Raw genomic sequence first — 25332 nt, forward strand, 5'->3', positions numbered from 1 at the left:
TGCTGGCTGACTGCTCTGGGAGCAGGCAGCCGCACCGCCATCCGCACGGAGCCGCCACAATGTGACGGAGGTAACAGTTGGGGGTGTGGTTTAAGACTAGGGGCAACTTTGCGGCCTTTCCCGGCGGGGCAGGAATGCTTTCCGTTCGGGGTATCGACCGGATTCCGCCGGCGCTGGCCCGGCACGGTGCCCCTCGCCGTCAAGCTGGGAAAGGGCGTTCATCGGCACGTTGCCGGGCTGAGCGGCCATGGCGGAGCCTCCCCGTTCCGTGTCCCGGCAAGGGCTAATGCGCCGCTGTCCGTGTTTATTGCTCCTCGACAAACGTCGAGCGTCAAAGCATCAATCGTAATCCGTTGTTGGACTTAACAATGGCTCCGTGCGGCGGACCTATACTTCACAGCATGAGCGACGGCCCGAAAGTGCTGCTGGTGGAAGACGACGCCGTCCTGGCTTCGATGTTGCGGGAGTTACTTGTCGGCGAAGGATACGAGGTGGTCCTGGCGGCGGACGGACAGCGTGCTCTGCACGAAGGCCTCAGCCAATCTTTCGACGTCCTGTTGATGGACCGCGGACTTCCGGCCATCGAAGGGCTGGACGTCCTGGGCCGGCTTCGCAATAAGGGAATTTCGACGCCCGCCTTGATCCTGTCGGCTCTGAGCAACCCCGCCGATAGGGTGGAGGGCCTGGACCGCGGGGCCGAAGACTATCTCGGCAAACCCTTTGACATCGACGAGCTGTTGGCGCGGCTCAGGTCCCTCTTGCGAAGGCACTCCACACACGCGGATTCGGTGCCGGTCCCCGGCGGCATGCTGGACATCAACGGCCGCACGGTCACACTGGGCAGCGGCGCGGAGGTGGTCCTGTCCGAGCGGGAAAGCGGACTTTTGGCCCAATTGGGCCGCCGCCCGCGGCAGATTTTCACGAGGGAGGCGCTGCGGGCCGCGGTGTTTCCCGATGCCGACGACGACGGCGTGGTGGACACCTACGTTCACTACCTGCGCAAGAAACTGGGACGGAAGTCCGTGCTCACCGTCCGGGGGATGGGCTACCGGCTTGGTGAGCTCCGGTGACCACGCGGGACCAGTCCGAATTCAGGCGTGCCGTGACACGGCTGGCGATTCAGTTCACGGCGCTCATCGTGGCCCTTCTTGCCCTCATGGGCGGCTTGCTGTATTCGGTTGTCACCACCGGAGCCCGCGAGTCGGACAACCGGAAACTGGCGGCCGCCACCTTGATCGACTCGCCCAGGGACGCCCCGCTGGACGTCTTCGTAGCCATACTCAACAATGGCAAGCTGACGGTATCGCGCAACATGCCCGCAGGGCTTCCCGATACCTCCGCCATCAACCGCGTCCTGGCATCGCACCGCAGCGAAACGGGGACCAGTCAAGTTGCAGGGAGGAGCTATGCAGTGCTGACCGCCTTCCACGACGGAAGGGTGGCCCAGGCCGCGGTGGACAGCCATGAGAGCCAGGAAGAAGCAGAGCGGCTGGTTCTGGCCATGACCTCCACCGGGGCGGCGGCCGCCGTCCTTGCCGCACTGATATCCGTGTGGATGGCCGGCAGGGCCCTGCGCCCGCTTGCCGAGAGCCTGGCCCTGCAGCGCCGGTTCGTTGCCGATGCCAGCCATGAACTGCGCACCCCGTTGACTTTGCTGAGCACCCGGGCGCAGATGCTGCGAAGGAAACTGACCCGTCCGGGCGTGCAGCCGGGTCCCGAGGAAGTTGCGGACGGCGTGGAGCGCATTGTGGAGGATTCAAAGCTCCTCACCGGAATCCTGGACGATCTGCTGATCTCGGCCGATCCCCGCGCCGCGGCTGACTACCAGCCGGTAGATCTTGGCAGCATTGGGGCTGGTGCGGCTGCCTTGGCCGCAGCGGAGGCGCAGAAACGGTCCATCCTGCTGCAATCGAAGTTCCCTTCCGTGCCCGTGACCGTACGCGGCTCCGAAGTGTCCCTGGGGCGCGTGTTCACTGCGTTGATTTCCAACTCCTTGGACCACGCAAAAAGCACTGTCACAGTCCAGGTCAGCACCCAGGGCCGCGAGGCCGTCATCCGGGTTGCGGATGACGGGCCCGGTTTTCCGCCAGGCTTCGACACGCGGGCCTTTGAGCGATTCGCCTCTTCACGTGCGGACGCGGGAAAAGAGGGTGTGTCCCGGCACTATGGGCTCGGCCTGGCCCTCGTGGCTGAGATCGTCACGCTCCATAAGGGCAGGGTGGGCGTTGATTCCAGCCCCGCGGGCGGAGCCGCCGTGGTGGTCACGCTGCCGCTCGCCTGAGGGCAGACCAGACTGACCGCAAAAGCCGACTGACAGGAATGTCTAAGAAATCACAAAGAATCCGCGAGGACGATTGATTTAACGGCATTCACGTCAAAGGCAGGTGGAACAGGCCATGAACATTCGAAGCAACGGCAAACGGCTGGCCATTGGTATCACTACTGCGGCCACGTTGGGCAGCCTGGCCACGGCAGGGGTGGCGTCCGCCGTCGTATATGCCAACACAGCGGCCACGAAGTCGACCGGCACCACCACCTCCACCGATTCCGGCAGCGGAGCCAGTTCCAGCAGTGGCGCCACACGCGACACCCGTCCCGGCAAGAGTTATTCCAGGGTGAGCCCCGTCCAGCCTGGCAGCGGGGGCGCGGTCCACGGAAATTCTTCAGGATCCTGACATGGAAGCCCACTCGTCTTGGACGGTCTGGGGCCTTGAGGCCGCCGTCACCGTTACCCGCCCCGATGCGATCACTGACGCCGACCGGCTGGTCCGCGCGGTGATGGCGGACGTGGATGATGCCTGCAGCCGCTTCAGGGCCGACTCGGAACTGTCACGACTCCAGCCGCGGTTTGCTGAGGGCGCGGAAGCCAGCCCGCTGCTGGCACTGCTGGTCCGACGCGCCCTGGAAACCGCCGTTGTGACCGGGGGTGACGTCGACCCCACCTTGGGGCGGGACCTGGATGCTTTGGGCTATGACCGGGACATCGTCAGCGTCCGGCTGTCCCCGGATGCGGCTGCCTCCAGCGGGCCCGGGACGGCTGGCAGCCGGACTACCCGCAGGCCCGAGGGATGGCGGCGCGTCAGCGTGCGCGGACAGACCATTACGGTCCCTGCGGATATCCGGCTGGACCTTGGCGCCACCGCCAAGGCGATCGCAGCGGACAGCGCCGCGGCCAGGGTCTACGCCGAGCTGGGATGCGGAGTCCTGGTCTGCCTGGGCGGAGACCTCGCCACCGCCGGCCCGGCCCCCCAGGGCGGCTGGCAGGTCATAGTCCAGGACCTCGAGGCGGACCCGGCCCAGCAGACAACGTTGGCGCCCGGGTTCGCCATGGCCACCTCCAGCACTCAAAAACGCCGCTGGCAGCACGCCGGGTCGCAGGTTCATCACATCCTTGATCCCCGATTCGGCCTGCCGGCGGAGCCGGTGTGGCGCTCGGTCACCGTGGCGGCCCCGAGTTGCCTTGAGGCCAACGCCTACAGCACGGCCGGGGTGGTCCGCGGCCATGCCGCAGTGGACTGGTTCCGGCGCGAAGGCATCCCCGCGCGCTTCGTCGACAGGCACGGGCGGACCATTCACACGGGCGGCTGGCCGGCGGAGGCGGCGGAACAGCATGCGATCGCGGGAGGCGAAGCCAATGGATGAGGCTCTCTGGGCTTTTGGCCGCGTGAGCGGGTTGATTTCCCTGGCGCTGTTCACTTTTTCCGTGCTGCTGGGCATCCTGAACCGCTCTGGCCGCCCGCTGCTGGTGCTTCCCCGGTTTTCCATCGCGCTGCTTCACCGCAATATCGCCTTGCTCGCCACCGTATTCCTGGGCCTGCACGTGGGCTCGCTCCTGCTCGATTCCTACGCCAAGCTCAACGTCATCGACGTCCTGGTTCCCTTCCTGGGCGCATACCAGCCGTTTTGGCAGGGGCTGGGAACCGTTGCTCTGGATTTTGTGGCCGTCATCGTCGTCACGGGGCTCCTGCGCCACCGGATCGGTCAACGCACGTTCAAAGCCGTCCACTGGCTCACGTACGCCATGTGGCCCATCGCGTTGGCGCATGCCATCGGCAACGGGACGGATGGAACCGGCAAATGGTTCCTGGTGCTGGCCGTCGCTTCCGTGGCAGCCGTCGGGGGTGCGGTCATCTGGCGCCTCTCTTCCACGTTCCTCGAAACAGCCAAAGCCCGCGAAGGAGGCCTGCGATGACATTCCAGGAGACCGCGCTCCCTGAGTCCACCGGGTGGCGTGCGCCGTTCGGCGCGTTTCGGCTTTTCGCCGCGGGTACTGAGGCTGGCCACGCGCGCCATCTTGAAACCTTCGGTCCGCTGGACATAGACCGCGTGGGCCCGGAACTTGTCAGCGAGCTGGAAGCCTCGGGCCTGACCGGGCGGGGCGGCGCTGCCTTCGCATCGTGGCGCAAGATGGCCGCAACGGCGCAATCCCGGCCTGCGGGGATCCTCGCGCCGCGGCCCGTTGTCATTGGCAATGGCGCCGAGGGAGAACCGCTCAGCTTCAAGGACAAGACGCTGCTCGCCGAGGCCCCGCATCTCGTGATCGATGGGCTGTTGGCGGCCGCACGCGCCGTCGGCGGCTCGCGGCTGTATCTATACGCAGGGGCCCCCAGTTTGCCCGTCCTGGAACGGGCCATTTCCGAGCGGCCGGCCGCCTGCGGGATCCGGTTGACGGAAGCTCCGGACCGGTTCATCGCGGGGGAGGCAAGCGCCGCGGTCAACGCGATCGCTACGGGTTCTGCGCTGCCGTTCGACAAACGGCGCCGGTTGAGCGAATCCGGCCTCAAGAACCGCCCCACTCTGGTTCTGAATGTGGAGACGCTGGCGCATATAGCCCTAATCGCCCGCTACGGGGCAGCTTGGTTCCGGGGCGTGGGGTCCGCTGACGACCCTGGCACCCGGCTGATTTCCGTGTCGGGCGAGGGCCCGGACCAGGTTCTGGAGGTGGCAGGGAACGCATCGCTTGAGGAGATTCTGCACAGCTCCCAAATCAATGCGGCCAACGTAGCGGCGGTATTGGTTGGTGGCTATCACGGCCGCTGGGTGAAGTCCCTTGATTACAAGCTGTCCAGTTCCGGGCCGGCCAGCCATGTGGTTCGCCCGGGCGCGGGTGTTTTCCATGTACTCCCCGCCGGGTACTGCGGGCTGGAGACCACAGCCGCGATCGTCGACTACCTGGCGGGGCAGTCCGCAAGGCAGTGCGGCCCCTGCATGTTCGGACTGCCGGCGATGGCCGGGGTCCTCAGCCGCATCGCCTACCGTGAACGGGACCCCCGGCTGGTAAGGGAGCTCGAACGGTTGGGCAGGCTCGTCGCGGGCAGGGGAGCCTGCCACCATCCGGACGGAACCATCCAACTGATCGGCAGTGCGCTGGACGTCTTCTCCGATGAGATCAAAGCGCACCTGGCCGGCACCTGCACAACCGTGAACGGGAGGGCCGCATGAGCCGGACCCTGCACATCGACTGGACCAAGTGCGACGGCCGCGGCCTGTGCACTGAGCTGCTGCCCGGGCTGCTGGGGCGCGACGACTGGGGTTATCCGGTGGCCCGGCGCGGCGACCGCACGGATATTGCGATCGGCCGGAACGATGCGGAGGCGGCCGACGAGGCCGTCAAGCTCTGCCCCAAGCTGGCCCTCCGGGTGGTGGATGGCGGTGCCGGGTCCAGTGGGCGGCCCGCCAGATGATAGACTGATGGAACTTGATGTGCAGTGATGCCCACTTTGATTCGGTTCATCAACCGGATCCCCCGAAGGATTTGTCCGGCAGGGAGTGGGTTTTTTTCATGTGAGAGGCACATCCTGCGTCGATGAACGCGTTCTATTTGGTCCCGGCTTCCGCCGCCGCAAGGTTGGCAGCAGCCCGGTTGATCACCTGACTTTTCTTCGGCGAACCCCTGGGCCAACCGGCACCGGGGGCCGATATCCGCATGGATACCGCCTGAAAGACCTTTGAAACACATGACAACTTTTGCTGCCCTCGGCACGCCCAAAGCACTCGCCGACACGCTGACCGCCCAGGGAATCGTTGAACCGTTCCCCATCCAGGTCAAGACCCTTCCTGACACCCTGGCCGGACGCGACGTCCTCGGCCGCGGCCGCACCGGCTCCGGTAAGACCATTGCCTTCGCCATCCCGCTTGTTGCACGACTCGCTGAGCGGGAAGCCAAGCACTTCCGCAAGCCGGGCCGCCCGATGGGCCTGGTCCTTGCGCCGACCCGCGAGCTGGCCACCCAGATCAACGCCACCATCGAGCCGATGGCCAAGGCCATGGGCCTGAACACCACCGTCATCTACGGCGGTATCTCCCAGGCCCGCCAGGAGAAGGCGCTGCGCGCCGGCGTCGACATCGTCATTGCCTGCCCGGGCCGCCTGGAGGACCTGATCCGCCAGCGCATCCTGACCCTCGAGGCCGTCGAGGTCACCGTGCTCGATGAGGCCGACCACATGGCCGACCTCGGCTTCCTGCCGGTGGTCAAGAAGCTCATGGACATGACCCCCAGCCAGGGCCAGCGCCTGCTCTTCTCCGCCACCCTGGACAACGGCGTGGACAAGATCGTCCAGCGCTACCTGTCCAACCCGCTGACCCACTCCGTGGATGACCCGCAGGCCGCGGTGACCACCATGGAACACCACGTGCTGGTGGTCAACGACCAGACCGTCAAGAAGCAGCTGATCGTTGAGCTCGCTTCGGGTGCCGGCCGCCGCGTGCTCTTCATGCGCACCAAGCACCACGCCCGCAAGCTTGCCAAGACCCTCACCGACGCCGGCATCCCCGCCGTCGACCTGCACGGCAACCTCTCGCAGAACGCCCGTGACCGCAACCTCGCCGAGTTCTCCTCCGGTGACGTCCGCGTCCTGGTCGCCACCGACGTCGCCGCCCGCGGCGTCCACGTGGACGACGTCGAACTGGTTATCCACGTTGACCCGCCCACCGAGCACAAGGCATACCTGCACCGCTCCGGCCGTACGGCCCGCGCCGGTTCCGACGGCACCGTGGTCACGCTGACCCTCCCGGAGCAGCAGTCCGACGTCAAGAAGCTGATGAAGGCTGCCGGCGTTGAGGTCAACTTCGAGCGCGTCACCGCCAACTCACCCCTGGTTGCAGAACTGGTGGGCGAAATGGCCGACAAGATCGATCCGCGCACCCGCGCCGCACTGCTGGCCGCCAAGTCCAACCAGGGCGGCGGCACTTCCACCGGTGCAAACGCCGAGCGCAAGCGCGCCCGCCGTTCAACGCAGGCCGCGCCCACCGCGGGCGGCCGAGGCGGACGTGGCGGACGCGGACGCGTCGGAGCCGAGGCTCCCCGCACGGATCTTGCGCGTTCCGAGCGCCGTGCCGTGGCCTACGAGGGCCAGGCCGCTGCCCGCAACGCCGCCGAGCGCGTTGCCGAGAAGAACCAGGACCGCGCCGACGCCGAGCGCGCCGAGCGCCGCAACGCACGCGGCCGTGGCCGTTCCACCGCATACTCGCACCACAACGATGTTCCCGCAGCAGGCGGCCGTGCATCGGCCGGCCGCGGGTCTGACGCACGTGCCTCAGACGCCCGTGGCGACGCCCGCGGCGGCGCAACCCGCACCAGCGCACCCCGCGGTGGCGCACCCCGCACCGGCGGTGCTCCCCGCACCGGCGCAGCAACGGGTGGCCAGCGCGGCGGACGTCCGGCAACGGGCCAGCGCGCCGCTGCCGGCGCCAAGTCCGGCTCAGCCGGCGGCAATGCTGCAGTCTGGTCCTCCAACACCGGCGGCACCTCGGGAGGATCCTACTCCGGTGGCGGCAACGGCCGCTCCGGCGAAGGCCGTCCGGCACGCAGCGGCGGTCCCCGCCGCGCGTCAGCTCCGGCGTCGAACGAACGCCGCAGCCGCTAAGTCCCTTAACCTACATCGAGTGCTCCGTAACCGCCGTTTAGAGGGTTCATAACGGCAGTTGCGGAGCACTCGATCGGTTGTTAACCCTGCGCTACCAGCCGCGGGCGCGCCACTCCCCAAGGTGCGGGCGCTCCGCGCCGAGGGTAGTGGGTTTGCCGTGGCCCGGATGCACCACGGTGTCATCCGGGTACACGTCAAACAGTCGCTCGCTCACATCGGTGATCAGCTGGGCGAACCGTTCGGGGTCGTTCTGCGTGTTGCCCACGCCTCCGGGGAACAGCGAGTCGCCGGAGAAGATGTGCGCCTGCCCTTCCGGGTCCTGGTACACCAGAGCCACGGACCCCGGGGTGTGTCCCCGGAGGTGCACGGCGGTCACATCGAACCCGTCGAAGTTGCCCACGTCCCCGTGGTCCAGCAGCACATCCACCGGGACCGGCAGCTCGGGGGCATCATCCGTCCCGGCCGCCGTCTTTGCCCCGGTGGCCTCGACCAGGCCCGGCAGTGCACGGACATGGTCCCAGTGCTGGTGGGTGGTGGCAACCAGCGCCAGCTTCGGCGTCGCGGAGGTATCCGCGGCAGCATCGGCAAGCAGCTCCTGGATGGCGGCCAGATCATCGGCCGCATCGATCAGGAGCTGGGCGCCGGTTGCCTTGCTGGTCAGCAAGTACACGTTATTGTCCATCTCGCTGACCGAAATCCGGCGGATGGTGATGTCACGCAGGTCGTGAATGAGGGAATCCATGGGCTTCAGTCTACGGAAGCCCTATTCACGGCCTTGGGACACCCAGTTGGGGTCCGCAGAGCGGGAGCCGACGACGGCGTCCGCGGCGGAGCCGAGCCTCTCCAGTTGCGCCGGGGTCAGGTTGAGCGCCAAGGCGCCCAGGTTTTCGTCTATCCGTTCCGCCCTGCGTGTGCCCGGAATGGGCACGACAGGAAGGCCGAGCCGTTTGCCTTGGGCAAACAGCCAGGCGAGCGCCACCTGGGCGGGAGTTGCAGCCCGCCCGGCAACGCTCAGCTCGTCGGCGACAGCCTGCACGGCGGCCACAACTCCCTGGTTGGCATCCGCGGCGTCGGCAGCGAAGCGCGGGATATTGCGGCGGAAGTCGCCGCTCCCGAGCTTTGAAGCGTCCACTGTGCCGGTGAGGAATCCCCGGCCCAGCGGCGAATAGGGCACAAACCCCACCCCAAGCGCGGCTGCCGCGGGAACTACGTTGCGTTCCACATCGCGGCTCCAGATGGACCATTCGCTCTGGACCGCGGCGATGGGGTGGACGCTGCTGGCCTCCTGCAGCTCCTCGGCTGTCACTTCCGACAGGCCGAGGTGCCGCACCTTGCCCTGCTGCACCAGCGCCGCCATGGCCTCCACGGTTTCCACAATCGGAACGCGGAGGTCCCGGCGGTGCATGTAGTACAGGTCAATGGTGTCGGTACCCAGGCGGCGGAGGCTGGCTTCCACCGCTTGTTGGATGTAGGCGCGGTCGCCGCGGACGTCGGTGTAACCGCTGCCGGGGGTGCCCACGAGCCCGAACTTGGTGGCCAGCTGGACCTCGTTCCGGCGTTCCTTCAGCAGATTGGCGATCAGTTCCTCGTTGCTGCCGCCGCCGTAGATATCCGCGGTGTCAATGAAGCTGACGCCCGCGTCCACCGCATGGTGCAGGGTCCGCAGCGCCTCGCCCTGGTCCACTCCGCCGTAGACCGGGGTGAGGGCCATGCCGCCGAATCCCAGGGGGCTGACGGTGAGGCCGTCGCCGAGGTGGACTGATGGTGCAGTCATGATGCGCTCCGTTCGCTGTGAGTCCGTTTCCCTGCCAACAACCGCGGCGGGAACGCCGGTATTCCTCAGGAATCGAGGGCTTCCTCAAGCGCTTCCGGGCCGGTCTGAAGGCGGGCTCCTGTTGCCAGCAGTGCCTCGATCGCCTCGGCGGACCCTGGGTGTGCCAGGAGGTAGCCTTGCCCCATCTGGCAGTCCAGGGCACGGAGGAGCTCCAGCTGCCCGGGTTCCTCCACGCCTTCGGCGATCACTTCCAGGGACAGCATGCGGGCCAGCCCCAGGATGCCTTCGAGCATCGCCGCCGATTGCGCCGCGGATGCCTGCCGCCCAAGGAACGAACGGTCAATCTTGAGGATGTCTGCCGGCAGTACGGCCAGCGAGCTCAACGAGGAATATCCGGTGCCGAAATCGTCGATGGCAACGCGGACGCCGGTATCCTTCAGGATTTTGAGGGCTGCGATGCCGCCGTCAGTGCTGCCCGCCAGGGCTGTTTCGGTGACTTCAAGCACCACTTTGTCCGCCTGTGCTGCGGGGTCGGAAAGGATGCCCTTGATGGCGGCCAGGTTGCGGGGATTGGGGAGCTGGATGGTTGAGAGGTTGATGGCAATCCAGAGGTTTTCGCACTGCGGCAAGGCCTTCCGCCAGTCGGCCGCCTGGCGGCATGCGGTGTCCAGCACCCAGCAGCCGACGGCGTCGATGTCGCCGGTCTCCTCGGCCAGTGGAATGAATTCGGACGGGGCGAGCAGTCCCAGGGTGGGGTGCTGCCAGCGCACCAGCGCCTCCACGCCGAGGATTTCCCCGCTGTTCAGATCCGCGATCGGCTGGTACTCGAGGCGGAGCTGGCCGCCGGTCACCGCACTGGCGAGGTCTCGTTTGAGGGCGGCGCGGTACGTCATATGGTCGTAGCCCTCGGCATCAAACAGCTGATAGCGGGCTTTGCCGCCATGTTTGGCGAGGTACATCGCGAAGTCCGCCTGGCGGAGCAGTTCGGCCGCATCGCTGGTGCCCGCCCGCCGCTGGGCCGCGCCCATGCTGGCAGTGACTGTCCGCCGGTCCTCGCCCAGGAAGAAGGGTGCACGCAGTGCCTCATGGATCCGCTCTGCGATCCCCGCGGTAATGGAACCGGCGTCGTCGTCCATCACAACTATCGCGAATTCGTCCCCGCCGACCCGGGCAACGAGGTCGTGGGTGCGCACGCAGCCCAGAAGGCGCGCGGCCAGCTGGACGAGCAGGTCATCGCCCCGCTCATGTCCCAGCGAGTCATTGACGTCCTTGAAGTCATCGATGTCGATGAATAGAAGTCCCTCGCTCCGGTTCCGGCGGGTGCTCCCGCTGCCAAAGGATTCTGTGAGGCGTTCCATCAGCGCCGCACGGTTGGCCAGCCCGGTCAGGGGATCATGGGTGGCGCGATGCGTCAGGTTCGCGTGGCTGTTGTGGACGGCGGCGGCCATGCCGTTGAAGGCCTCCGCCAACTCGCCGAGTTCGTCGCGGCGGAACACTTCGATGCGGTGATCGTAGTTGCCGCCCCGTAGCTTTCGGACACCCTTGTGCAGGCTTTCCACCGGGCGCATGAGGTCCTTGACCATCCTGCGGCGGAAGTACACCGTGGCTCCCACCGCCACCACGAACAGGACGCTGCGCCCAACGATAAGGACCCGTTCGAGTTCTGCACTGTGTGCGAGTCCCTTGTCCATCTCCAACAGGGAGTAGTGCCGGACCTCCGCCACCTGTTTGCGGACTTCCGCGCTGGCTGCGGCGAAGGCCGGGGACTCGTCCACATGATTGCCTTGGAGCGACTGCACCTGGCTGCCCCACAGGCCGTGTGCAGTCAAGGCTTCCTGCCATGACTGGCGGGCAGTGGCAATTGTTTCCCGCATGCCCGTCCCGCTCGGCAGGAGGGTGGCGGTTTCCTGGAACAGGCGGGAGATCTCCTCCTGTTGGCTGATGAAGGCCGAACGGTCGCCCGGTGCATTGGAGAGAAGCTGGTGGCCCTGCTGCTCGTGGGCATCGAGGGCTGCACGCAGCACCTCCACTTCGTCCAGCTCGAGATGGAGCTGGGCGGACGTCGCCTGCACCTGGTCCATCAGGCCGCGCACACCCACGATCGTTACCGCGGCCCCGACCAGCAGTGCCGCGAGCATGAGCAGGAAGGCCCTGGACCATTCGCGCTGCAGGCTCCAGGTGCGCCCGGGCCCTTCCACGCCGGTATCCGCCGGTATGGAGACCGGCCCCGAAGCCTTGCCCGGCGCGTTCCCATCCATGTGCTGTTGTCCTCTGCGTCGAGGAGCCACCGGGGGACCCAGCCACCGGCTGAGACCCGTTGATGGTCCGGTGATCCTAGGAGCAGGCTAACAGGGCTACGGGGTCCGGGCGGTGTGTCACTGAAAAAAGACTTCAGGAAAACTCCGTTACAGGCTGCGGGGAACGCGCAGTGAACGAACCGGAAACGCTAGGACCAGGGAATGACCCGGTCGGCCGCAGGGCGGGTGGACTCGATCAGCCGTGCGTTGGCCTCATCCGAGCCGCCGGCCCACGCCTCTGCCGCGGGCCGGTCCATGCCAAAGTGCACGTGCCTGTCCACCAGCCGCTCGAGGCGAAGGTCCGGGGGAGTGTCCATGAACCAGACCTCGTCCAGTTGCGCCCGGACCTGCCGCCACACGGGGTGGTCCGCCAGGAGGTAGTTACCTTCGGTGATCACCAGCGGCACGGAGGCCGGGACCGCAATGGACGCAGCCACCGGCTCGTCGATCTGCCGGCGGAACTCCGGGGCATAGACCACGGGCTCATCCCGCCGCGCCAGCCGCTGCAACAGCGAGAGGTAACCGCCGACGTCGAACGTGTCGATTGCCCCTTTGCGCTGCCGCAGCGGCGTGCCGTCGATGATCGCATTGCCAAGGTGGAAGCCGTCCATGGGCACCACCACGGCGGTGCCGGCATCAAAGAGGGAGTGCAGGCCAGCCGCGAAGGTCGATTTGCCGGACCCCGGCGAACCTGTGATGCCGAGAAGCATCCGCTTCCCGGACGCGACGCGGGCACGGAGGTCCGCCACGGCCGCCCCTATCTCCGGACGCCGGAGCATGGCTTGGTCCAGCCGTGGGGCAGTGCCCGGGTCCACTGAAGATGTCACCATGACACCAGCCTAGTCAGTGCTGCACGCCAGTCAGTGCTGTGCGGCTCCGCGGGCCTGCGGCAGCAGCTTCAGCCCCGCCGCGCAGCCAACAATCCCGGCGATGAACAGCAGCTTGAGCGGACTGGCAGGCTCGGCGCCGGTGGCCATGGCCCAGCCGACGGTCAGGGCAGCGCCGACGCCCACCCACACCGCGTAGGCGGTCCCGAGCGGGATCGACTTCACTGCGATCCCCAGTCCCACCATGCTCAGTGTGGCAGTGACGGCAAAGACTATGGTGGGGAGCGCCTGGGAGAAGCCGTCGGACAGGCCCAGGGCGGTGGCCCAGACGGCCTCGAGTACGGCGGAACCGAGCAGGATCAGCCATGCGGACGAATTTTTGCTAAGCATTACGCCACCACCTTCAGGCCCACCACGCACGCGGCGATCCCGGCGAGCAGCAGCAGCCGAGCCGCCGTCGCCCGTTCCACCTTGGTGATGATCGCGTAAGCGGAGGTCAGCACCACACCCACACCCACCCACACGGCGTAGGCGGTGCCGGTGGGAATGGACTGCATCGCGATGGCGAGGCCGCCGGTGCTCGCGATGACGGAAACCAGGAAGACGACCAGAGGGAGCACGCGCCGGCGGCCTGTGGCCCGGGAGGCGCGGTGCAGCGCTGCGGCCCACACGGCCTCGAGCGCCCCGGACAGAATGAGGATTAACCACGACATGACAGATCCTTTGGCCAGTCTTGTCGCGTGCCGGGTACTGAACCGTCGTCCGGAGGTTCCGGAGGGGAACCTTGATCCCAGCGTAGCAACGCCCGACGCCGGGCGGCCACCATTGGTGGTTAAGGTCACCGGCGGCCTGCGGGCCGGTGCGGGATCGACGAGGCGAGGGCAAGCACCGCGATGAACGACGCCCCCAGTACCGCAACCCAGGCGCCGCGCGGTTCGGTGATGGCGAGCGCGGGGCCGGCGATCCCGGGTCCTGCCAGGGCGAGTGCCGCGGCGAGGGCTGCGCTGACGAGGCCGCAGGCGAGCCTGGCCCAGAGCGGCCCGCGGCGGGACAGTGCGTAGCCCCCGCCGATCGCCATCAGGGCAACGGCGATTGCGCCTCCGCCGAGGCCTTGCGTGAGCAGTGCCGCAACTGCGCCGGGCATGAGCATCGGCGCGATGGCGAATGCGAGCGGCGCGAGGGCGAGCCAGCGCCACGCCCGCCGGCCGCCCGCACGCCGGAGCGCTTCAGCCCAGCCCAGGAGTCCGCCGACGGTGGCTCCAGGCAGGAGGATCGCGCCGAACGTCCCCCACCAGCCGAAGGTGGATGCCGGGCCGGCGAGTTCGACCATGTAGCCACGGAATCCAGCGGCCCATGCAATCCCGCACGTTATGCCGACCAGCACGAGGGGCGCAGTCCGATGGAGGGCGGGACCGGCGTCGGGCGAGGCTTGTGCGGACTCATTCTCGGGCATGATCGGCTCCACGGATTCACCTGGTAGCTGGGGACATTAGGGCACCGCCGTAGAAAGATCAAGGCCCGGCGGGTTCCCGTCCCGGCCGGCGCCTTACTCCGAATCCGGTGACGCCAACGGCAGCGGAATCCGTTCCACCACCCGCGGCGCGAGGAGGAGCTGCCTCGCCGGCGGCGGGAGGGTCGCATCACAGGGGGTGGCCGCCGTGGGGGTGGCTGCCAGTTCGTGCGTCAGCACGCGGATGATGTGGCGCGCCGCCTCCTCCACCGGCTGGGCGACGCTGGAGAGTCCCAGCGCGGCAGCCACTGGAGTGTCGTCGAATCCCACAATCGCAGCCCGGCCGTCCGGACCGGCAGGCTGGCCGGACGCGAAAGCGCCGGGCCGTGCCTCTCGGAGCTTCTCCATGGCTCCGAGGGCCAGCGAGTCGCTGGAACACACCACAGCCGTGGCACCCCTCGATGCCAGCAGGGCCGCTCCGGAGGCGCCGCCGGCAACGGAGTCTTCGGCCTCGGCACCGAGGACAGGCACGTCCCGGCCGTATCCGGCAGCCGTCATGGCGCGCTCCCAGCCGTGGCGGCGGTCGGCGCCCACCGGGTTGCCCGAATGCCAACCCAGGAAGCCGATCCTCGAGTGGCCCTGGGTCAGCAGCATATTCACGGCAGCTTCCGTTCCGGCGGCGCCGTCCACGTCCACCCAGGCGTGTTCCGCCGCCAGGGGGTGTCCGTCGGCATCCCAAGGCCGGCCGAAAACGGCGAAGGGCGTGCCGCGTTCCTGCAGCCAGCGCGACCGCGCGTCGTCAGGAGTGCTGGAGGTCAGGATGAAGCCGTCCAGCCCGGCCACGTCCAGGAGCTGTTCGTACTCGCGGACTTCGTCCTCGTCCGAGTCTGCGCAAAACAGCGTGAGCCTGTACCCCGCTGACTGGGCCGCCTCGGTGAGAGCGTGCAGGAAGCGGTCCAGGACGGCGCCGTTGATGCCGTCCGTGGCGGGATAGAGCCGCATGCCGAAGTTCATGGAGCGCTGCGTGCGCAGCTGGCGGGCGGCCGCACTGGGCCGGTAGCCGGCGGCCGCGATGGCGGCGCGGACGCGCTCCCGGGTGGCGGGTTTCACCTTGTGCGGCGCATTCAGCACGTTGGAGATGGTCTGCCGCGACACGGCAAGTTCGCTGGCCAGGCTGGCGAGGGTGGGCCGGGGCAAGCGGACTCCTTGGGATTCGTGTTGGGCGGGCAGCGTCGGAGGCATCCCGTGAAGGGCTCAGTACGCAGGCCTTTCCCTCACACAGTAACGTGTGAGACGATCTAAGCGCACAAAATTTGATCGATCGAATTTGTGGCTCCGGGGCTTCCGGTATTGCGGACGGCCGCCTTTGCCCGCCCATCCAACAGCACCAGGAGTTGTTTATCCTTGGCCTCTGAACAGCCATACCTGCACAATCTCTCCGGCGTCTTCAGCGCCCCGATCCAGGCGTGGTCCGACGCGCACGGGCAGATCCGGCATGCCGGGGCGCAGGGGATCTATTGCGGCGATGACCGGGTGATCAACACCGCGGTCCTCACCGTGGACGGGCGGGAGCCGGAATGGGTGTCGACCCAGCTGCGATCCTCCACGGAAACCGACTACATCTACTTTGTGCGCGCGGACGCCGAGGTGGCCGACCCCCTGCTCTCCTTGGTGCGCACGCGCACGGCCGCGTCCAGCCGTCTCCGCGCGGGCGACACCGCCGAGACGCTCACCGGCTGCTCCGGGACGGTGGCGGAGACGCTGCGCCTCGAATCGGCCATGCTGCAGCCGGTGACCTTGAACGTCCGGCTGACCCTCGGCGCGGACAACACCACCATGGAGCAGGTCAAGCAGGGCGGGCGCGGCCACGCCCCTGTGGAACCGCAGGCGCCCATGTGGTCCTGGCGTGACACGGACACCACGCTGACCCTGACCGCGGACAACGGAACCGTCAGCATGCGTGGCAGCAAGGTGACCATCGACTGGGCCGTGGAAGTGAAGCCGGGAGTGCCCGTCCAGCTGGGCTGGGCCGTGGACCTGACCGACGCGGACTCGCCGATGCTCGCGGCGGACGGGGAGCCCATCGTTGCTCCGGCGTCGGACGATCCCCGGCTGGACCGGCTCCTGGAACGGTCCGTCAGCGATCTCAACAGCCTGCGCCTGGCGCACTATTCGCATCCGCATGACACGTTCCTGGCAGCCGGGGCCCCGTGGTTCTTCACCATGTTCGGCCGCGACTCGATCATTGCGGCCCGCATGCTGCTGCCGATCAACACCGCCATTGCCGGCGGAACACTCCGTGCCCTCGCGGGCCGGCAGGGCACCGGGACGGACCACACCACGGCCGTCCAGCCCGGGAAGATCCTGCACGAGGTCCGGCGGACCGTCCTGACCATGGCCGAGAGCGGCCAGGCCCTGCGCCTGCCGCCGGTGTACTACGGCACCATTGATGCCACGCCGCTGTGGATCTGCCTCCTGCACGATGCCTGGAAGGCCGGCCTGCCGGACACCGAGGTGGAGGAACTGCTGCCCAACCTGCTGGATGCCCTCGAATGGCTCCGCGACCACGGCGACCTGGACGGTGACGGCTTCCTGGAATACCTGGACGAGTCCGGGACCGGCTTGGTGAACCAGGGCTGGAAGGACTCGGGCGACGCCATCCGCTGGCACGACGGCTCGCTCGCGAAGGGGCCCATCGCGCTGGCCGAGGTCCAGGCCTACGCGTACGAGGCCGCCATGGTGGGCGCGGAAATCCTTGAGGCCTTCGGACGTCCGGGAGCGGTGGAATGGCGCCACTATGCAGCCGGTATGGCCGAACGCTTCCGCGCGCAGTTCTGGTGCGAGGACGAGCTCGGCCCGTACCCGGCGCTCGCCCTGGACGCTGACAAGCGCCCGGTGGACGGCGTGACCTCCAACATGGGGCACCTGCTCGGCACCGGGATCCTGAACGAGGAAGAGCAGCTCATCGTGGTGCGCCGCGTTATGGACCCCACCATGTTTTCCGGCTACGGAGTGCGGACGCTGTCCACCACTAACGGCGGTTACTGGCCCACCCGCTACCACGCCGGCGCGGTCTGGAGCCATGACACGGCCCTGATCATCAGCGGCATGCTGGCCGACGGCTTCCCGGCTGAAGCGGCGCAGCTCGCGGCCGGGCTGTTGCAGGTGGCAGAGGCCAACGACTGGCGGCTGCCCGAACTCTTCGGCGGCCACGGCTCGGACACCATGCGCACGCCAGTGCCGTTTCCCGCGAGCTGCCGTCCGCAGGCCTGGGCCTCGGCAAGTTCCGTGGTGATTGCCGCGGCCCTCACACCCGTGGGGCCGGCGCGGGAGGAACTCCTGCAGTCGGCCGGCACCACCGTCGGACGGTAACGCACCGTCGGACGGTAACGCTGCTGCTAGCCGGTAACCCGGTCGATCGACACGACGGCCAGGAATCCCCGGCCAAGGATCTCTGGTGTCCGGGAGTCGGAGCCGACGACGGCGTCGTAGCGGCCCAGCGTCTCCGGCTTGGCGGAGTCCGGGACTGCTTCGGGCGCGTCGCCTTCGCCGGAACCGGCGGCTCCGGACTCGGCAGCGGCTGCATCACCGGCGGTACCCGGGCTGACCGTGGCCTGGCCCTGCAGCAGGACGCCCAACTGGCCCTCGAACACAGGGTGGGCACGTTTCTTGGAGAGCTCGATGATGGACGTGTACCCCTTGAACGCACCGTTCCGGGTGATCACGTTGAGGTCGCGGATGTCGCCGGTGGGCAGTGCGCTGGCTGTGTCGGCTTCGCCGGAGAACCGGAACGGCCGGTACTTCTCCAGCGGGTGTTCGGCGCCGTCCACGGTCAGGAGCAGGAGTTCGCCGTCGATCACGGTCAGCACGCGGTCCATGCCGGGAAAGGCGGAAAAGGCACCGGCCTTGGACACCTCGGCGATGCTGACGCGCCAGTCCCAGGCGCCGTCCTGGGCGGAAGCCGCCTTCGGATGGCTGGCCAGTTCGCGGGTTACCCCGCCGCTGTTGCGCCACGGTTCGGCTCTGAGTTCGGCATAGCGGATGATCTCCATGCGCCCAGCCTATCGGCCGTACGGCAGGCCACGCCCACATGAACACGACCACCGGGAAGCTTCGCCTGGCGTAACCTCGGCGCGGGCAGGACGGGCTTGCTAACGTCAGGTGGAGGAAAAATTTCGCAGGAGGAGCCAAGGATGTTCGTCAAGGTGTGTGGCCTGAGTACGCCGGAGTCTGTCCTGGAAGCGGCGGGGGCCGGTGCGGACGCCGTCGGATTCGTCCTGACCAAAAGTCCGCGGGAGGTCACTCCTGCCCGGGCCCGGGAGCTCTTGGTCCACGTTCCGGCCGGCACGCCGGCAGTGGGCGTGTTCCGCCACGAGCCGGTGGCGGACGCCGTCGCCGTCGCCCGCGAGGCGGGCCTGGAGTGGATCCAGCTCCATGGCGACCGCACCCCGGAGGACGTCAAGGCAGCGCACGACGCCGGCATGAAGGTCATCAGGGCAGTCACCATGGGTGCCTCCCCGGAAGCGTTTGGCAGTTGGGGCGAGGAACTGCTGCTGATTGACGCCGCCGTGCCCGGTTCCGGCGAGGCCTGGGACTACGGTTCGGTGCAGGCCAAGGGGCTGGGCGGGCGGAACTGGCTGCTTGCCGGCGGCCTTGACCCCGTCAACGTCGCTATGGCCGCGAAGGAAGCCGGTGCCTGGGGAGTGGATGTCTCCTCCGGCGTCGAAAGTTCCCGCGGGGTGAAGGACCTCGCGAAGATCAGGGCCTTCGTCCTGGCGGCGAAGGCAAGCACAGCGAAGGCCTAGCGCGGCCGCGGCCGTCCGCGGACGGCCGGGGACGGCCGGAATGAAGAGTGCCGGATTCTTGTTGCCGCAGTCATGAAGCGCATCGGATTTCTTTCCTTCGGCCACTGGGGCAACGTTGAGGGGTCCCGGACGCAGACCGCCCGGGAGGCCCTGCTGCAGGGCATCGAGCTGGCTGTGGCCGCCGAGGAGCTGGGGATCGACGGCGCCTTCTTCCGCGTGCATCACTTCGCCCGGCAGCAGGCCTCGCCGTTCCCTTTGCTGGCCGCGATCGCCGCCCGCACCAGCAGGATCGAAATGGGGACGGGCGTGATCGACATGCGGTACGAGAACCCCCTGTACATGGCGGAGGAAGCATCTGCCACGGACCTGATCAGCGGCGGCAGGCTGCAGCTGGGAATCAGCCGCGGTTCACCGGAACCTGCCAGGGACGGCGCCGCCGTGTTTGGCCATGTCCCGGCCGAAGGAGAGACTCCTGCGGACATGGCCCGCCGGCATGCCGCAGTGTTCCGGCACGCCATCACCGGCGCCGGAGTGGCCGAGGGCGATCCCCGCTTCGGCGGAGGAACGGGCAAATTGCCGGTCCAGCCGAACTCGCCGGATCTTGCCCGCCGGGTCTGGTGGGGCGCCGGCTCCCGCGCCACCGCAGTGTGGACGGCTGAACAGGGGATGAACCTGATGAGTTCCACCCTCCTGACCGAAGACACCGGTGTGCCGTTCGACCAGCTTCAGGCGGAGCAGATCAGCATGTTCCGCAGCGCCTGGGCCGAGGCAGGCCATCAGCACACGCCACGGGTGTCGGTCAGCCGCAGCGTGCTGCCGATCGTGGACGACGAGGACCGCCGGTACTTCGGGCTCAGCGCCCTGCGGGAAAGGCGTGACCAAGTGGGCGTCATCGACGGGCTCGTGGCGAGATTCGGGAAGAGCTACGTGGGCGAGCCGGAAGCGATCGCCGAGGAGTTGGCGGCAGACGCCGCGGTGCAGGCCGCCGACACACTCCTGCTCACGGTCCCCAATCAGCTGGGCGTGGACTTCAACGCCAAGCTCCTGGGCAACATTGCCCGCCATATAGCGCCCGCCATCGGCTGGCAGCCCAAGTGGTCCGCGGCCGCCGCGCACGGCGCGAAAACCGGGGCTTAGCGGGCTGTCCTGCCGTTTCGCGGGAGGCTAGCCGTGGCTATGTGTGTTCGCTAGCATTCAGCTGGGGAGCACCCCGAAGAACCGGCGGTCCAAAGCCCGCCAACCCAGTCGAAGGAGACCCGTTGTGACTCTTCCCCAAGGCATTACCCCCGGCATCTGGACCCTCGACATGTCCCACAGTGAAATTGGGTTCTCGGTCCGCCATGCCGGCATCAGCAAAGTCCGCGGCCGGTTCACCGACGCCTCGGCGGATGCGCATGTGGGCCAGTCGTTGGCGGCTTCCAGCCTGCACGCCACGGTGAAAACGGCAAGCTTCGACTCCGGCGACGCGAACCGCGATGCCCATGTGCGCGGGGCGGACTTCTTCGACGTCGAAAACTACCCGGAGATGACGTTCCGGGCCACGGGCATCGAAGGCGACGGCGAGGACTACACCGTTACCGGCGACCTCACCATCCGCGGCGTCACCAAGCCCGTGGAACTCGAAGTGGAGTTCAGCGGCGTGGCGGTTGATCCGTTTGGCGCCACTCGGGCAGGATTCAGCGCCGAGGCCGAAATCAGCCGCAAGGAGTTCGGACTGACGTGGAACGCCGCCCTCGAAGCCGGCGGGTTGCTGGTCAGCGACAAGGTCAAGATCAACGTGGAGGCAGCCCTGGTCAAAAAGGACTAGGGTCCGCGAGGAGGTGGCCTGCGGTCAGATCCATTTGTTGTGTTTGAACGCCGCGTACAGGACCACGCCCATGCCCGCCATCAGGCCAAGGGCCATGGGGTATCCGAAGATCCAGTCGAGCTCGGGCATGGTGCGGAAGTTCATTCCGTAGATGGTGCCCACCAGGGTGGGGGCGAAGAGGATGGCGGCCCAGGAGGAAATGCGTTTGACCTGCTCGCTCTGCGCGAAGCTGGATTCCGTCAGGCGCCGCATCTCATCGTTCTGGCGCTGGGCCACCAGGGCGGCGTTGACCGTGAGCGCGTTCTGGAGGAGGGCCCTGAAGGAAGTGGTCCGTTCACCCAGCCGCAGGACGTGGTCCAGGACGTCGCGCAGGTGGTCCTGCAGTTCCGTGCCGGGGCGGTGCTCCGGTGTTCCGGTGAGCAGGGCCTGCAGGATTCCCGCCAGCGGACTGGTCCCGCGCTGGAACATGATGACCTGACGGGAGAGTTCATAGATCCGGCGCGACACGTCCGGGTCTCCGCCGAAGAGGTCATCCTCGATCTCGTCGATGTCGTTTTCCAGCCCGGCCACCACCGGCTCATACTCATCCACCACCTGGTCCAGGATGGCGTACAGCACGGCGTCCGGCCCCAGGGCCAGGAACTCCGGCTGGGATTCCATCCTCCGTCGGACGCGGGCAAGGTCCGGAGACTCGGCGTGGCGGACCGTGACTACGAAATCCGGTCCCACGAAAACGTGGATCTCACCGAACTCAACCTTTTCGACGTCGTCGAGGTAGCGCGCCGGGCGGAGCACCAGGAAAAGGGTCTCGCCGTAGTGCTCAAGTTTCGCGCGCTGGTGTCCGGTCAGGGCGTCTTCCACGGCCAGGTGGCTGAGGTCGAACTCATCCGCCACGGAACGCAGTTCCTGCGAGTCCGGCCGGTACAGCCCGATCCAGGCCATCCCCTGACGCTGCCGCAGCAGGAAGTAGGTCTCCTCCAGCCCTTCCGGGTCGGTGGTCCGACGGCCATTCACATAGACGGCGTTATCAACGATGGTCACGGCTGCGTCTCCTTCTCCGGAAGGCCAATGGGCCTGACGGTGGCCTTACCCGGCAAGCTGCCAACAGTATGCGCCACTGCTGCCGTGAAGCGACGCCATGCCAACATAAGGATTTCGTAAAGACCGGGGCCCGGCCGGGACCCGGTACGTGGCCCAGGCCGGGCGGCCCGGTACAACGGCCCGGTTTCAGGGGCGTTTTCAGGGCAATCCCCGAGGCCGGATCGGGCGGGCGCGGGGGAGAATGGCGGTATGAAGACATTGCTCAACATCATTTGGCTGGTATTCGGCGGACTCTGGCTGGCACTCGGGTATTTCCTCGCGGGGATCATCTGCTGCCTGCTCATCGTGACCATTCCGTGGGGAATCGCGTCGTTCCGGATTGCGTCCTACACCCTCTGGCCCTTTGGCCGCATGGTGGTGGACAAGCCGGGCGGCAACGGCGTGTTTGCGTTGCTGGGAAACGTGATCTGGCTGCTGGTCGCAGGAATCTGGATTGCGATCGGCCACGTGGTGACGGCGTTCGCCATGGCCATCACCATCATTGGCATCCCGCTGGCCATCGCCAACCTGAAGCTCATCCCGGTCTCGCTGATGCCCCTCGGCAAGCAGATCGTGCCGACGGACCGGCCGTTCGTCACCAGCTACCGCTAATATCCCGCAGCCGCTCCGCGCAATGGCGGTCCAGCCGCCTTGAAGCCGGGCCCCTCCAGGAGGCCACTTCGTGGATGGAAACGTACCGCAGCTTCTGGGACTCCAGCTTCGACCGCCTGGACACGCACCTCAAGAGAATCCAATCCCAGGAAACCGAGGATGACCCAAATGGATGACAAAGCAGGATCCCCAACGGCAATATCAGCGCAGCAGTCGGCGCCGGACGACGCGATGCTGGTCATCACCCGCGACTTCGCCGCCCCCATCGGCGTCGTGTGGTCCGCCCTCACGGACCCGGACCAGGCTCCGGTGTGGTGGGGTCCGCGCGGCTTTCACGCGCCGCGGGAGACCATCGAAGCCGACTTCGAAGTGGGCGGCATGTACCGCGCCTGCATGGTCAGGGAAGAGACCGGCGAGAGGCTCTGGTGGAGCGGGGTCAACACCGAAATCGATCCCCCGCGCCGGCTCGTGTTCACCCATGCCTGGGACAACGCGGACGGCACCCGGGGCTTCGAAACGGAAGTGACCTTTGAACTCGAGGAAACCGGCCCGGCCACGACCCGGATGACGTTCACCCAGGGACCCTTCGACACTGCGGAGAACCGCGACGGGCATGGCGGGGGCTGGGGCGAGTCGTTCGACCGTTTGGCAGAGCACCTCGGCAGCGCCGCCTGAGCAGATCCCTTTTTGGCTGCCCTACGCGCCTTTATGCCCGGCGGAACGCGCCGCCGTCGAGAAGTGCGACGGCGGCGCTCCGGTTGAGTTCCGACGCGATCTCCACGTCCACCTGGTAGCCGCCGAAAACCAGTTCCCGTCCGCTGGAGCATTCCAGCAGTGTCTCGTTGAGGAGAGGCCCGGCCGCGGCGAAGGCGTCCATGGCCCACCGGGCTTCAGGGGAGAAACCTGCCCTGCGGTGCTCAGGCAGCGAGGCCAGGAAAGCACCCGCACCCAACTGGTCCTCGAGCGCCGGGCGGAGTCCGCCGTCGGGCCATTTTTCACCGGCCGCGATGACGGCGACCACGGCCGCCGGCGGAAGGTTCCGGGTGGCCCAGTCCGCCGTGGCGCGGGCGTTACGGAGGCACACCGCGGCCACCCGCGGCACCGTTCCCGCCAGCGAGTGGGCAAGTGCCGAGCCGTTGGGCGACGGCAGCACCACACGGTCCAGGGCGGGCGCGTCCCGCAGGCTCGCGGGCGACAGGCTCACGCCGTTGCCGCCGCGACGGCCGGCCAGCACTGCCTCCTGCTGCGTGGCGAAATCAGCGGCCGTGCTGTCGTTCCAGCGGTAAGGAAACACCTCGGCGCCGCGGTCCACGGCAATGCTCACGCACGTGGTGAAACACAGGACGTCCACCACCACGGCCAGTTCGGCCCCGGGCGCCACGGCCAGGGCGCCGTCGTACCCCCAGTCGAAGCGGACCGTAAACGGCAGTTGCCGGTGCGCGGCGGGAACCTCGCTCACGCCGGGCTGTCTTCGGGGTTGAGCTCGCCGTTGAGGTTGCGTCGGGCGGAATCCAGCCAGAGTTCCCGGCCGCGGGCTGTGTTGAACAGCGGGTCCAGTTCCAGCAGGTGACGGACGACGGCGGCCCGCCCGGCCGCGAAGTCGGCGTCGCCGATGTGGGCGAAGTCTTCCCGGACGGCACTGAGGTAGCGGCCGTAGGCCTTTGGTTCGCCGCCGAGCACGGAAAGATCCGCGTCGCAGAGGAGGGCGCCGTCGTCGTCCCCTGCATCCGGGCGGTGGTCGGCAGTGAGCCGGACCAGCCGCCCCACCTCGTACGCCTCGTCCTCGGACAGGCCCGCATGCAGGAGCCGGTCCTCGGCAAGCCTGGCTGATTCCTCCTCGTCCTGGCCGGCGATACCGCGGTACACAGCGTCGTGGAACCACGCGGCAAGGACTACGGTGCGGGGCGGATCCGCAGGTTCGGTGAGCAGGTCCAGGGCCTCGAGGACGGACAGCAGGTGGGTGCGGCCGTGGTACTTGCGGTGCTCCTCGCCCCAGCGGTCCAGGAGGTCCAGGAACAGGGCATCGTGGCCGGGCAGCACGGCGTTCCAGCGGTTCAGCAGCGGCACCTTAAGGGCCTTGCCGCGCTCGCGGGCCGGGATGCGGAGGCCGCTGGCGATCAGTTTACGGACCAGGACCCGGGCCTCCACGGGAACGGCGCCGGCCGCCACGAGCGCGTCATACCGGGCTTCGGAGACGTCGTAGTGGTCCCCGTCGAACGCCCTTTCCGGAATGCCGGCGGCGACCGCGAAGCTGTGCAGCTCCTCGATGGACGTGTCCGAGATGAGGTGCGAAAAGTGGGTTCCGTGGGCTGGCCAGAGCGGCGGATCGAGGTAGACGGCCATGAGGGAAGTCTAGTGCCGAGGGGATCCGGGCGGCTGGCGCCGAAGTTGGGCTGACACGGCTGGCGGGTTCCGCTGCCCTAGCGGCTAGCCTTTAAATGTCTGACCCCCGCGGCAGACTTAGTTCATGGAAGCCATGGGGGATTCTGCATCAGGAGGGGCGTTGCGGTGGGCCGAGCTGCCCGCTGATGCTGCTGCTGTTCAGCTTCCTTCACTTCAAACGCCAGCCGCGCGCGGCCGGGGCCTGCGCAGTGTCCCCGCGGCACCCCAGCATCCTCTTGAAGCAGCGTCCGACGGCGGGTCCGGTGAGCTGGCGCGGTGCCTTGAGCTGCTCAGGACCTTGAGTTCGACGGCGGTCGACGACGCCGCGCTGCTCGGCTTCCGCGAGGCCGCGGACTTCGCCGACACGGTCGAGGAGATCTCCCGGGCCGTCGAGTACCTGCAGATCGTGTCGGCCGGGGCCGTGGACCGCAGC

Annotated in this window: 26 protein-coding genes, 1 pseudogene and 1 riboswitch; of the genes and pseudogenes, 15 read left to right on the top strand and 12 right to left on the bottom strand. The window is 67.7% G+C overall.

What is annotated here, in order from left to right:
- Positions 1-401: 401 nt before the first annotated feature.
- The 8 genes from AC1DRE_RS23140 to AC1DRE_RS23175 all read left to right on the top strand — a co-directional run bounded on the left by AC1DRE_RS23140 (position 402) and on the right by AC1DRE_RS23175 (position 7865).
- The gene (locus AC1DRE_RS23140) at positions 402-1070 is read left to right on the top strand and encodes a response regulator transcription factor (RefSeq protein WP_476986828.1); all 669 of its coding nucleotides are present in this window, start codon (positions 402-404) and stop codon (positions 1068-1070) included.
- A complete protein-coding gene (locus AC1DRE_RS23145; RefSeq protein ID WP_476986829.1) occupies positions 1067-2281 on the top strand; it encodes a sensor histidine kinase in 1215 nt (404 codons plus the stop codon). Before AC1DRE_RS23140 ends, AC1DRE_RS23145 begins: the two co-directional genes overlap by 4 nt.
- A 115-nt stretch (positions 2282-2396) precedes the next feature.
- Positions 2397-2675, top strand: coding sequence for a hypothetical protein (locus AC1DRE_RS23150; protein ID WP_476986830.1), 279 nt, complete (start codon positions 2397-2399; stop codon positions 2673-2675).
- Position 2676: 1 nt separating this feature from the next.
- Positions 2677-3642 carry an FAD:protein FMN transferase gene (locus tag AC1DRE_RS23155; RefSeq protein ID WP_476986831.1) on the top strand — a complete coding sequence of 322 codons (966 nt, stop codon included), beginning with the start codon at positions 2677-2679 and terminating at the stop codon, positions 3640-3642.
- Positions 3635-4192 carry a ferric reductase-like transmembrane domain-containing protein gene (locus tag AC1DRE_RS23160; RefSeq protein ID WP_476986832.1) on the top strand — a complete coding sequence of 186 codons (558 nt, stop codon included), beginning with the start codon at positions 3635-3637 and terminating at the stop codon, positions 4190-4192. Before AC1DRE_RS23155 ends, AC1DRE_RS23160 begins: the two co-directional genes overlap by 8 nt.
- Complete coding sequence (locus tag AC1DRE_RS23165) at positions 4189-5442, top strand: NADH-ubiquinone oxidoreductase-F iron-sulfur binding region domain-containing protein (protein ID WP_476986833.1); 1254 nt, start codon at positions 4189-4191, stop codon at positions 5440-5442. The genes AC1DRE_RS23160 and AC1DRE_RS23165 overlap by 4 nt, the downstream gene beginning before the upstream one ends.
- Complete coding sequence (locus AC1DRE_RS23170; protein ID WP_476986834.1) at positions 5439-5684, top strand: ferredoxin; 246 nt, start codon at positions 5439-5441, stop codon at positions 5682-5684. Before AC1DRE_RS23165 ends, AC1DRE_RS23170 begins: the two co-directional genes overlap by 4 nt.
- Positions 5685-5957: 273 nt before the next feature.
- Positions 5958-7865 carry a DEAD/DEAH box helicase gene (locus tag AC1DRE_RS23175; protein WP_476986835.1) on the top strand — a complete coding sequence of 636 codons (1908 nt, stop codon included), beginning with the start codon at positions 5958-5960 and terminating at the stop codon, positions 7863-7865.
- Positions 7866-7956: 91 nt separating this feature from the next.
- On the opposite strand, the gene AC1DRE_RS23180 is transcribed toward AC1DRE_RS23175, so the two are convergent.
- The 8 genes from AC1DRE_RS23180 to AC1DRE_RS23215 all read right to left on the bottom strand — a co-directional run bounded on the left by AC1DRE_RS23180 (position 7957) and on the right by AC1DRE_RS23215 (position 15410).
- A complete protein-coding gene (locus tag AC1DRE_RS23180) occupies positions 7957-8607 on the bottom strand; it encodes an MBL fold metallo-hydrolase (protein ID WP_476986836.1) in 651 nt (216 codons plus the stop codon).
- 21 nt (positions 8608-8628) lie between these two features.
- The gene (locus AC1DRE_RS23185; RefSeq protein ID WP_476986837.1) at positions 8629-9639 is read right to left on the bottom strand and encodes an aldo/keto reductase; all 1011 of its coding nucleotides are present in this window, start codon (positions 9637-9639) and stop codon (positions 8629-8631) included.
- 65 nt (positions 9640-9704) lie between these two features.
- Positions 9705-11897, bottom strand: a complete 2193-nt coding sequence (locus tag AC1DRE_RS23190) for a putative bifunctional diguanylate cyclase/phosphodiesterase (protein WP_476986838.1) — start codon at positions 11895-11897, stop codon at positions 9705-9707.
- Positions 11898-12085: 188 nt separating this feature from the next.
- Positions 12086-12715 (bottom strand): nucleoside/nucleotide kinase family protein, encoded by a 630-nt coding sequence (locus AC1DRE_RS23195; protein WP_476986852.1) that lies wholly within the window; start codon positions 12713-12715, stop codon positions 12086-12088.
- Positions 12716-12796: 81 nt separating this feature from the next.
- A complete protein-coding gene (locus tag AC1DRE_RS23200; protein WP_476986839.1) occupies positions 12797-13153 on the bottom strand; it encodes a DMT family transporter in 357 nt (118 codons plus the stop codon).
- A complete protein-coding gene (locus tag AC1DRE_RS23205) occupies positions 13153-13476 on the bottom strand; it encodes a DMT family transporter (RefSeq protein WP_476986840.1) in 324 nt (107 codons plus the stop codon). Before AC1DRE_RS23205 ends, AC1DRE_RS23200 begins: the two co-directional genes overlap by 1 nt.
- 9 nt (positions 13477-13485) lie before the next feature.
- Positions 13486-13551: riboswitch (guanidine-III (ykkC-III) riboswitch) on the bottom strand.
- Positions 13552-13601: 50 nt separating this feature from the next.
- Complete coding sequence (locus AC1DRE_RS23210; protein WP_476986841.1) at positions 13602-14216, bottom strand: hypothetical protein; 615 nt, start codon at positions 14214-14216, stop codon at positions 13602-13604.
- A gap of 93 nt (positions 14217-14309) precedes the next feature.
- Positions 14310-15410: a LacI family DNA-binding transcriptional regulator gene (locus AC1DRE_RS23215; protein ID WP_476986842.1), complete on the bottom strand. Its 1101-nt coding sequence runs from the start codon at positions 15408-15410 to the stop codon at positions 14310-14312.
- Positions 15411-15617: 207 nt separating this feature from the next.
- Between AC1DRE_RS23215 and AC1DRE_RS23220 the strand changes: the two genes are divergently transcribed.
- On the top strand, positions 15618-17585 hold the full coding sequence (locus AC1DRE_RS23220; protein ID WP_476986843.1) for a glycogen debranching N-terminal domain-containing protein: 1968 nt from the start codon (positions 15618-15620) through the stop codon (positions 17583-17585).
- Between the two features lie 26 nt (positions 17586-17611).
- On the opposite strand, the gene AC1DRE_RS23225 is transcribed toward AC1DRE_RS23220, so the two are convergent.
- Positions 17612-18265, bottom strand: a complete 654-nt coding sequence (locus AC1DRE_RS23225) for a HutD/Ves family protein (RefSeq protein ID WP_476986844.1) — start codon at positions 18263-18265, stop codon at positions 17612-17614.
- Positions 18266-18406: 141 nt separating this feature from the next.
- Here AC1DRE_RS23225 and AC1DRE_RS23230 point away from each other — a divergent pair, with 141 nt between their 5' ends.
- From AC1DRE_RS23230 to AC1DRE_RS23240, 3 genes are all read left to right on the top strand, one after another.
- Positions 18407-19018 (top strand): phosphoribosylanthranilate isomerase, encoded by a 612-nt coding sequence (locus AC1DRE_RS23230; RefSeq protein ID WP_476986845.1) that lies wholly within the window; start codon positions 18407-18409, stop codon positions 19016-19018.
- Positions 19019-19090: 72 nt separating this feature from the next.
- Entirely contained in the window at positions 19091-20155 is a 1065-nt protein-coding gene (locus AC1DRE_RS23235) for an LLM class flavin-dependent oxidoreductase (RefSeq protein WP_476986846.1), read from the top strand.
- A 124-nt stretch (positions 20156-20279) separates the two neighbouring features.
- Positions 20280-20825: a YceI family protein gene (locus tag AC1DRE_RS23240; protein WP_476986847.1), complete on the top strand. Its 546-nt coding sequence runs from the start codon at positions 20280-20282 to the stop codon at positions 20823-20825.
- A 24-nt stretch (positions 20826-20849) separates the two neighbouring features.
- Here AC1DRE_RS23240 and AC1DRE_RS23245 read toward each other — a convergent pair whose 3' ends face one another.
- Complete coding sequence (locus AC1DRE_RS23245; protein ID WP_476986848.1) at positions 20850-21866, bottom strand: magnesium and cobalt transport protein CorA; 1017 nt, start codon at positions 21864-21866, stop codon at positions 20850-20852.
- Between the two features lie 249 nt (positions 21867-22115).
- Here AC1DRE_RS23245 and AC1DRE_RS23250 point away from each other — a divergent pair, with 249 nt between their 5' ends.
- Positions 22116-22517 (top strand): YccF domain-containing protein, encoded by a 402-nt coding sequence (locus AC1DRE_RS23250; protein ID WP_364123974.1) that lies wholly within the window; start codon positions 22116-22118, stop codon positions 22515-22517.
- Positions 22518-22685: 168 nt separating this feature from the next.
- Positions 22686-23192, top strand: coding sequence for an SRPBCC family protein (locus AC1DRE_RS23255; protein WP_476986849.1), 507 nt, complete (start codon positions 22686-22688; stop codon positions 23190-23192).
- 31 nt (positions 23193-23223) lie between these two features.
- Here AC1DRE_RS23255 and AC1DRE_RS23260 read toward each other — a convergent pair whose 3' ends face one another.
- Positions 23224-23976 (bottom strand): 2-phosphosulfolactate phosphatase, encoded by a 753-nt coding sequence (locus AC1DRE_RS23260; RefSeq protein ID WP_476986850.1) that lies wholly within the window; start codon positions 23974-23976, stop codon positions 23224-23226.
- Positions 23973-24860, bottom strand: coding sequence for a DUF4031 domain-containing protein (locus AC1DRE_RS23265; protein WP_476986851.1), 888 nt, complete (start codon positions 24858-24860; stop codon positions 23973-23975). Before AC1DRE_RS23265 ends, AC1DRE_RS23260 begins: the two co-directional genes overlap by 4 nt.
- Before the next feature lie 133 nt (positions 24861-24993).
- On the opposite strand from AC1DRE_RS23265, the pseudogene AC1DRE_RS23270 reads away from it, so the two are divergent.
- A pseudogene (locus tag AC1DRE_RS23270) lies at positions 24994-25332 on the top strand (hypothetical protein); the annotation flags it as partial.

This window comes from Arthrobacter sp. P4_H3, assembly GCF_056400885.1.

Coding starts and splice junctions, on each gene's coding strand:
- AC1DRE_RS23150 (WP_476986830.1), top strand. CDS start 2,397: ATGAACATTCGAAGCAACGGCAAACGGCTGGCCATTGGTATCACTACT.
- AC1DRE_RS23200 (WP_476986839.1), bottom strand. CDS start 13,153: ATGCTTAGCAAAAATTCGTCCGCATGGCTGATCCTGCTCGGTTCCGCC.
- AC1DRE_RS23250 (WP_364123974.1), top strand. CDS start 22,116: ATGAAGACATTGCTCAACATCATTTGGCTGGTATTCGGCGGACTCTGG.
- AC1DRE_RS23265 (WP_476986851.1), bottom strand. CDS start 24,860: ATGGCCGTCTACCTCGATCCGCCGCTCTGGCCAGCCCACGGAACCCAC.
- AC1DRE_RS23160 (WP_476986832.1), top strand. CDS start 3,635: ATGGATGAGGCTCTCTGGGCTTTTGGCCGCGTGAGCGGGTTGATTTCC.
- AC1DRE_RS23190 (WP_476986838.1), bottom strand. CDS start 11,897: ATGGATGGGAACGCGCCGGGCAAGGCTTCGGGGCCGGTCTCCATACCG.
- AC1DRE_RS23210 (WP_476986841.1), bottom strand. CDS start 14,216: ATGCCCGAGAATGAGTCCGCACAAGCCTCGCCCGACGCCGGTCCCGCC.
- AC1DRE_RS23140 (WP_476986828.1), top strand. CDS start 402: ATGAGCGACGGCCCGAAAGTGCTGCTGGTGGAAGACGACGCCGTCCTG.
- AC1DRE_RS23205 (WP_476986840.1), bottom strand. CDS start 13,476: ATGTCGTGGTTAATCCTCATTCTGTCCGGGGCGCTCGAGGCCGTGTGG.
- AC1DRE_RS23180 (WP_476986836.1), bottom strand. CDS start 8,607: ATGGATTCCCTCATTCACGACCTGCGTGACATCACCATCCGCCGGATT.
- AC1DRE_RS23185 (WP_476986837.1), bottom strand. CDS start 9,639: ATGACTGCACCATCAGTCCACCTCGGCGACGGCCTCACCGTCAGCCCC.
- AC1DRE_RS23165 (WP_476986833.1), top strand. CDS start 4,189: ATGACATTCCAGGAGACCGCGCTCCCTGAGTCCACCGGGTGGCGTGCG.
- AC1DRE_RS23195 (WP_476986852.1), bottom strand. CDS start 12,715: ATGCTCCGGCGTCCGGAGATAGGGGCGGCCGTGGCGGACCTCCGTGCC.
- AC1DRE_RS23170 (WP_476986834.1), top strand. CDS start 5,439: ATGAGCCGGACCCTGCACATCGACTGGACCAAGTGCGACGGCCGCGGC.
- AC1DRE_RS23235 (WP_476986846.1), top strand. CDS start 19,091: ATGAAGCGCATCGGATTTCTTTCCTTCGGCCACTGGGGCAACGTTGAG.
- AC1DRE_RS23230 (WP_476986845.1), top strand. CDS start 18,407: ATGTTCGTCAAGGTGTGTGGCCTGAGTACGCCGGAGTCTGTCCTGGAA.
- AC1DRE_RS23225 (WP_476986844.1), bottom strand. CDS start 18,265: ATGGAGATCATCCGCTATGCCGAACTCAGAGCCGAACCGTGGCGCAAC.
- AC1DRE_RS23255 (WP_476986849.1), top strand. CDS start 22,686: ATGGATGACAAAGCAGGATCCCCAACGGCAATATCAGCGCAGCAGTCG.
- AC1DRE_RS23155 (WP_476986831.1), top strand. CDS start 2,677: ATGGAAGCCCACTCGTCTTGGACGGTCTGGGGCCTTGAGGCCGCCGTC.
- AC1DRE_RS23175 (WP_476986835.1), top strand. CDS start 5,958: ATGACAACTTTTGCTGCCCTCGGCACGCCCAAAGCACTCGCCGACACG.